General features: G+C 67.3%; 7 protein-coding genes. 4 read left to right on the plus strand and 3 right to left on the minus strand.

What is annotated here, in order from left to right; genetic code table 11:
* Positions 1 to 168: 168 nt before the first annotated feature.
* Positions 169 to 435, minus strand: a complete 267-nt coding sequence (locus tag N5J73_RS23750; protein ID WP_049443890.1) for a DksA/TraR family C4-type zinc finger protein — start codon at positions 433 to 435, stop codon at positions 169 to 171.
* A gap of 170 nt (positions 436 to 605) precedes the next feature.
* Positions 606 to 1163, minus strand: coding sequence for a DUF2058 domain-containing protein (locus tag N5J73_RS23755; RefSeq protein ID WP_049443888.1), 558 nt, complete (start codon positions 1161 to 1163; stop codon positions 606 to 608).
* A 62-nt stretch (positions 1164 to 1225) separates the two neighbouring features.
* Here N5J73_RS23755 and N5J73_RS23760 point away from each other — a divergent pair, with 62 nt between their 5' ends.
* The 3 genes from N5J73_RS23760 (at position 1226) to N5J73_RS23770 (ending at position 4156) form a co-directional block, all read left to right on the plus strand.
* Positions 1226 to 1726, plus strand: coding sequence for a M48 family metallopeptidase (locus N5J73_RS23760; RefSeq protein ID WP_043035443.1), 501 nt, complete (start codon positions 1226 to 1228; stop codon positions 1724 to 1726).
* A 47-nt stretch (positions 1727 to 1773) separates the two neighbouring features.
* A complete protein-coding gene (locus N5J73_RS23765) occupies positions 1774 to 2472 on the plus strand; it encodes an RNA pseudouridine synthase (RefSeq protein WP_049443885.1) in 699 nt (232 codons plus the stop codon).
* Between the two features lie 91 nt (positions 2473 to 2563).
* On the plus strand, positions 2564 to 4156 hold the full coding sequence (locus N5J73_RS23770) for a phospholipase D family protein (protein WP_049451534.1): 1593 nt from the start codon (positions 2564 to 2566) through the stop codon (positions 4154 to 4156).
* A 3-nt stretch (positions 4157 to 4159) separates the two neighbouring features.
* Here the strand turns inward: N5J73_RS23770 and N5J73_RS23775 are convergent, their stop codons facing one another.
* Positions 4160 to 5236 (minus strand): HDOD domain-containing protein, encoded by a 1077-nt coding sequence (locus N5J73_RS23775; protein ID WP_049448110.1) that lies wholly within the window; start codon positions 5234 to 5236, stop codon positions 4160 to 4162.
* A 279-nt stretch (positions 5237 to 5515) separates the two neighbouring features.
* On the opposite strand from N5J73_RS23775, the gene N5J73_RS23780 reads away from it, so the two are divergent.
* Positions 5516 to 6595 (plus strand): Glu/Leu/Phe/Val dehydrogenase dimerization domain-containing protein (locus N5J73_RS23780; RefSeq protein WP_279941366.1); only part of this gene is annotated, 1080 nt, incomplete at its 3' end.

Here is a 6595-nt window from a genome sequence, read left to right on the forward strand (position 1 = left end):
TGAGGGGGTGTGAGCGCCATGGATGGCGCCATCGAGCCCCCATGGATGGGTTTACGGCGTGTCCTGACCACCCACACCGCCCCGCCATCCCACGGAATGCCGCTCTTGATCTTGCTTCGGCTTCGGCCTCTGCAGGTGCAGGGCGCAGCCCTGCAATAAAACACCCCTTTACCTCAGCTGGCTGTCCTTGCTGCCACGCCGGTTGTACCCGGCATGCGCCTGGTCTTCGTCATCCCGCGCCTGCTGGCACGCAACGCACAGCCGCACACCAGGCACAGCCTGGCGCCGCGCCAACGGAATCGGCGCGCCGCATTCCTCACAGTGTTCCAGACCGGGCCCCTCGCGCAGCTGGCGCCGCGCGCGGGCGATCGCATCGTCGACGGTGGCGTCGATCTGGTCCTGGACCGCGCCGTCTCCCGCCCAACCGGTGGCCATAGCCATCCTCCGCAGGTGTGTCGCCTGATATGGGGACGATACACCCGCGCACAAAGGAGCAGACCGGTGTTGAACCGAGCCATGCCCGGCTGATCTTCAGCAATCTGAGCAGAACGTGGAGGGCTTCAACCAGGTAGATCGCGACTTAATCCCCTCCGTCCCCTTTTTGCTTACCAGACCAGGTCGTCCGGCACCTGGAACTGCGCGTAGTAGGCGTCGTCCTCGGCGTTGCCGGTGGAGATCTCGGCGGTCGAGCCCGGCTGGCCGTGGTCGACGATGATCGCTTCCGGCGCGCGTTCACGCACCTTCTCGGCGGCGACTCGCGGCAGCAGGGCGTAGCCCTCGCCATGGGCGACGATGACCAGCACACCCACCGACAGCGCCTTGCGCAGCTTGGGGTCGATCAGCAGGGTGCGGATCGCCGCGCCATCACTGAAGCGGTACTCGTCATCGCCCTTGTGGGGCACGGCATGGGCCGTGATGATCTGCTTCGCCTGCGCCTTCTGTTCAGCCAGCTTGGCCTGGGCGTTGCGCTCGGCGGCCAGCGCGCGGTCGCGCTCGACCTTCTCGGCGCGGGCCCGTTCAGCCTCGCGCTGCACGTCGGCCGAGGTCGATTCGGCCTTGCCCTGCCGGGCCTTGGCCTGCGCGCTCGCGGCAGCGCTGGCCTGCGACTTCTTGGCCAGGCCGGCCTTGAGCAATTGTTCCTGCAACGCGTTGGGCTTTGCCATGGTCGGTGCGTACCGCGTGTAATCTTGGATGCCCCATTCTACCGACGCCCCGCCGCCCCTGCATGGCAGTCCTGAAGTACCTCACCGGCTATCCCGAACCCCTGGTCGCCCAGGTCAGCGAACTGCTGGCGCAGGGCAAGCTCGGCCCCTGGCTGCAGCAGCGCTACCCCGACCCGCACGAGGTGCGCAGCGACCGTCAGCTGTACGACTACACGCAGGAGCTGAAGGACCGCTACCTGCGCAAGTCGGTGCCGCTCAACAAGGTCTGCTACGACAACACGCTGGAAGTGATCAAGCACGCCCTGGGCACCCATACCGCCATTTCCCGCGTGCACGGCGGCCGCCTCAAGGCCAGCCGCGAGATCCGCATCGCCACCGTGTTCCGCCAGGCACCGGCGGCCTTCCTGCGCATGATCGTGGTGCACGAACTGGCCCACCTGAAGGAAGCCGACCACAACAAGGCCTTCTACCAGCTGTGCCAGCACATGGAGCCGGATTACCTGCAGCTGGAGTTCGATACCCGCCTGTACCTGACCGAGCTGGCCAACCGCGGCCAGCGCTGACCGGCCGCAGCGGCTACACTGCGCGCCCCCTGCCTGACCTTTCCGCCATGGAACCGATCCGTCTCGACAAACGCCTGTCCGCCCTGCTCGGCATCCCGCGCGGCGAAGCGCGACGTTACATCGAAGGCGGCTGGGTCACGGTCAATGGCGAGGTGGTGGAACAGCCGCAGCGCCAGGTCGATGACAGCGCCGAGATTGTCGTGGCCGAGCAGGCCAGCGATGAAAAGGCCGAGCGGGTCAGCATGCTGCTGCACAAGCCGGCCGGCGTTGCCGCCGAGACCCTGTGTGCGCTGGTCAGCAGTGACAGCCGCAGCGAACTCGATGCCAGCGACATCCGCCCGCTGCAGCGGCATTTCCACGGCCTGCAGCTGGCCGCATCGCTGCCTGCGGCCGATAGCGGGCTGGTCGTGGTCAGCCAGGATCCGGCCACGTTGGCGCATCTGCAGCGCAATCTGGGCCGCACTGAGCAGGAATACCTGATCGAAGTGGCCGAGGGCGGCCCAGAGCGCGGGCCTTGGTTGATGGCGCGCTTGCAGCAGGAGGCCGGCGGCGGCAAGGTCAGCTGGCAGAGCGAACAGCGGCTGCGGTTCGCCGGCAAGGGGCTCACCGCCAAGGGCCTGCGTGCAGCGGTGACAACCGCCGGGCTGCAGGTGACAGCGGTGCGCCGTCTGCGCATTGGCCGCGTGGCGCTGGGGCCGCTGCCGCCGGGCCAGTGGCGCTACCTGGGCAGCGACGAGCGGTTCTGAGGCCCATCCACGCAGGGTGTGATATTGCCTGGAGCAGCCATCCACGCATGTGTGGATCTACTGCAATGGGTCGGCTGGCTTTCATCCGCGCATGGCGTGGATCTACCATCGGGGCATGAGCCTGCCCAAGCCCCTGTGGCGACGCCTGCTGCGCATCGCTGCAATCCTCCTCGCCGCGCTGTTGCTGCTGGTCCTGTCCGGGCTGCTGCTGGCCGACCATCTCACGCCACAGGCGCAGGGCGCGCCCTCGCAGGTACTGCCACTGCAGCCGGCGCAGACCCGTATCGACCAGGAAATCGTGCCGCTGCAGGACGCCCACCCCGGGCAGTCCGGCGTGGCGTTCCTCAGTGATGGCATGGATGCCTTCGCCGCACGCGCGATGATCACCACGCACGCAGGCCGCAGCCTGGACCTGCAGTACTACATCTGGCACGACGACCTGATCGGCCACCTGATGGCCAAGGCGCTGTATGACGCCGCCGAGCGCGGCGTGCGCGTGCGCATCCTGCTCGATGACATGAATGCCAAGGACAAGGACGCGCTGATGATGGCGCTAGATGCGCATCCGAACATCGAGATCCGCTTGTACAACCCCTTCCGCAACCGCACTGGCATCCTGCGCATGGTGGAGATGGTGCAACGCTTCTTCAGCGTGAACCATCGCATGCACAACAAGAGCTGGATTGCCGACGGCCGGGTCGCGATCGTCGGTGGCCGCAACATCGGCGAGGAGTACTTCAGCGCACGCAACGATGTGAATTTCCAGGACCTGGATCTGCTGGTCGCCGGCCCCGCCGTGGAGCAGGCCAACCGTATCTTCGACGACTACTGGAACAGCAAAGCTGCCATTCCGGTATCGGCGCTTGCCTTCCATACCGATGCGCAGCTGCGCCTGCTGGTCCGCGAATCGGATCATGAGGCGCAGCGGGACGTGGCCCGGCCCTACCTTGCGCGCGTGGCCGAATCGCGCAAGCGGCAGCGACCGAGCCCCGAGCCGCTGCACTGGAGCGGTGCAGTTCGCATCGTGTCAGACCCGCCGATGAAGCACCGCAATGACGATCGCGCTGCCTGGCTGGTGTCGACCCTCATCAGCGAGCTGCAGGCCGCCAGGCACAAGGCCCTGTTGATCTCGCCCTACTTCGTTCCCGGCAACGAGGGCCTGGATGGCTTTTCGGCCATGGCCGGGCGGGGCGTGCAGGTCGGCGTGGTCACCAACTCACTGGCCGCCAATGACGTCGCCGCCGTACACGGTGGCTACATGGGCTACCGCGTGCCGTTGCTCGAAGCCGGCGTCCACCTTTACGAACTGAAGGCACAAGGGCAGTCCGGCGATGCCGGCGTGTTCGGCAGCAGCGGCGCGAGTCTGCATACCAAGGCGTTCCTGGTCGACGACTGCCGCGGTTTTGTTGGTTCGTTCAACCTCGACCCGCGCTCGGCCTATCTGAACACCGAGATGGGCGTGCTGTTCGACGATCCGGTGCTGGGCGCACAGCTGCGGGACGAGTACCTGCGCTTGGCTGATCCCAGGCACAGCTGGTGGCTGGCGCTGGACGATCGTCGTCGGTTGCGCTGGCTGGAGCGCGAGCCACCACCGCACTGGGTGGAGGCCGAGCCGGGGGCAACGGCGCGCAAGCGCTGGATGTCGCGAGTGATCAGCTGGCTGCCGGTGGAATCGCAACTGTAGCGCTCAGGTCGCTGGATTGGCCTCGTCCTGTCCGGCCTCATCCAGCGTTTCCACGCTGCGCCCATGAAGGCGCCGCCAGATCCAGCGCAATGCATGCGGCGGTGCCGCAGGCAACTGCTCCAGCAGGGCCAGCATGCGGCTCTGGCTGGCATGCCCATGCCGGCACAACAGGCTGGCCGCTGCGGCCGCGCTGGCCAGGCGCAGGCTGTCGGTCAGCGGGCCCTCGGCCTCCGGCAACAGCGCCTGGTGCACCGGCTCGGGCAGCTCCCAGGCAGCCGCCACCCGTTGCGCCAGTGGCAACGACCACTGCTGAAGCAGCTGCAGGGCCAGCGCCGGCTCCACGGTTTCACCGCGTGCCTGGGCTTCCTGCAGCAGCTGGCGCATCACCAGCGCAGACCCCAGGCCCTGCACCAGGCCCAGCCACTGCGCGGCGAAGGCATCACCGAAGGTGACCGTGCGTGCGTGGTCTGCAGCCGCGCGCGAGGCCAGCAGTGCGTGCTCCCAGATGATCGTGCTGAACTGCGGAAACACCTCGCACTGCACCTGCATCACCGGCTGCACCAGCACCGCGCTGATGATCTGGCGCACCCCCTCGGTGCCGACGAGGGTCACCGCACGCTGCAGGCTTTCCACCGGGCGCTCGTGCACCTTGTACGCCGGGCTGTTGGCGATGCGCAGCAGGTTGCCGGTCAGCACCGGGTCCTGGCCGATGATCGCGGCCATCACCCGCGCGGAGGCGGCATCGTCGTTGACGGTCTGGATCAACTGCGGCAGCAGTTGCGGGCGACGCGGCAGCTGCCGGGTGGCCCAGTCGCGGTCCTGCAGCGCACGTGCCACCGCTTCCCCCAACGCCGGATCCTGTACCGGCGTCGGCTCACCGGCCAGTCTTGGGTACAGCGCCAACGCGTGCAGGCCGCGTTGCAGATGTGCAGCGATCTCCGCAGACGGCAGAGCTTCACCCTGCAGGCTCGCAGCCGCTGCCGCCACTGCCTGTCGCGATACAGCCGCCAAGCGGGACGGCGCGGCCCCGGTCGAGCGCGCCAGCCAGCCGCGCAGCGATCGCCACCAGGCCGCCGTCATCGCCGCCCGCCCTGTCGTTGTGGTGCCCGTGCCGTCACTGACTGCCCTGCCTCTTCACACGAATCCGGCCACCCGCCGTCGTCGCAGCATCGGCCGCACTTTCATCTTCTTTAACCGGAAGGCCGCCGATGTCGACGGCAGCGGCCGGGGGAATGGACTAGAATGGCGCCGCGCGACCCGTCCCCCTGCACCGACGACGTCGCTTTTTTTGTTTTTGGGACCCTACCGTTCACTGGCCGTTCGCTGCAGTTCGCCGCTGTTCGCGCCATCGGAGACGCCATGCTATTCGAAACCCTCGCCACCACCGGCCACGAACAGGTGGTGTTCTGCCACAACCACGATGCCGGCCTGCAGGCGATCATCGCCATCCACAACACCACCCTGGGCCCGGCCCTGGGCGGCGTGCGCATGCGCCCCTATGCCAGCACCGACGAAGCGCTGGCCGACGTGCTGCGGCTGAGCCGGACGATGACCTACAAGAATGCGCTGGCCGGCCTCAACGTGGGCGGCGGCAAGGCGGTGATCATCGGCGACCCGAAGGTGGACAAGACCGAGGTGCTGTTCCGCGCCTTCGGCCGTTATGTCGACTCGCTGGGTGGGCGCTACATCACCGCCGAAGACGTGGGCACCGACGTCAACGACATGGAAAACATCTACCTGGAGAGCCAGTTCGTGACCGGCGTGCACCAGGTCCATGGCGGCTCCGGCGATCCCGCCCCGTTCACCGCCTACGGTGCGCTGCAGGCACTGATGGCATCGATGCGCTTCAAGTTCGGCCATGAGGAAGTGGGCAAGACCAGCATCGCCGTGCAGGGCCTGGGCCACATCGGCATGGAACTGGTGAAGCTGCTGCGCGACCGCGGCGCCAAGCTCTACGTCACCGACCTGGACAGCGCGCTGGTTGATCGCGCGGTCAGCGATTTCGGCGCCGAAGCGGTCAAGCCGGACGAGATCCACGAGGTAAACGCCGACGTGTTCGCGCCGTGCGCGCTGGAAGGTGCGATCAACGCCGACACCCTGCCGCGGATCAAGGCGAAGATCATCTGTGGCACCGCCAACAACCAGCTGTCGAGCCTGGAGATCGGCGACGAACTGCATGCGCGCGGCATCCTGTATGCGCCGGACTATGCGGTCAACGCCGGTGGCGTGATGAACGTGTCGCTGGAGATCGATGGCTACAACCGCGAACGCGCGATGCGCCTGATCCGCAGCATCTACCACAACCTCACCCGCATCTTCGAACTGTCGCAGCGCGAGAACATCGCACCGCAGCGTGCCGCCGACCGCATCGCCGAAAGCCGCATCCTGTCGATCGGCAAGCTGAAGATGCCGCTGGGCCGCAGCACCCCGCGCCTGGGC

The sequence above is a fragment of the Stenotrophomonas sp. GD03654 genome (assembly GCF_029845105.1).
Taxonomy (GTDB): Bacteria; Pseudomonadota; Gammaproteobacteria; order Xanthomonadales; family Xanthomonadaceae; genus Stenotrophomonas; species Stenotrophomonas africana.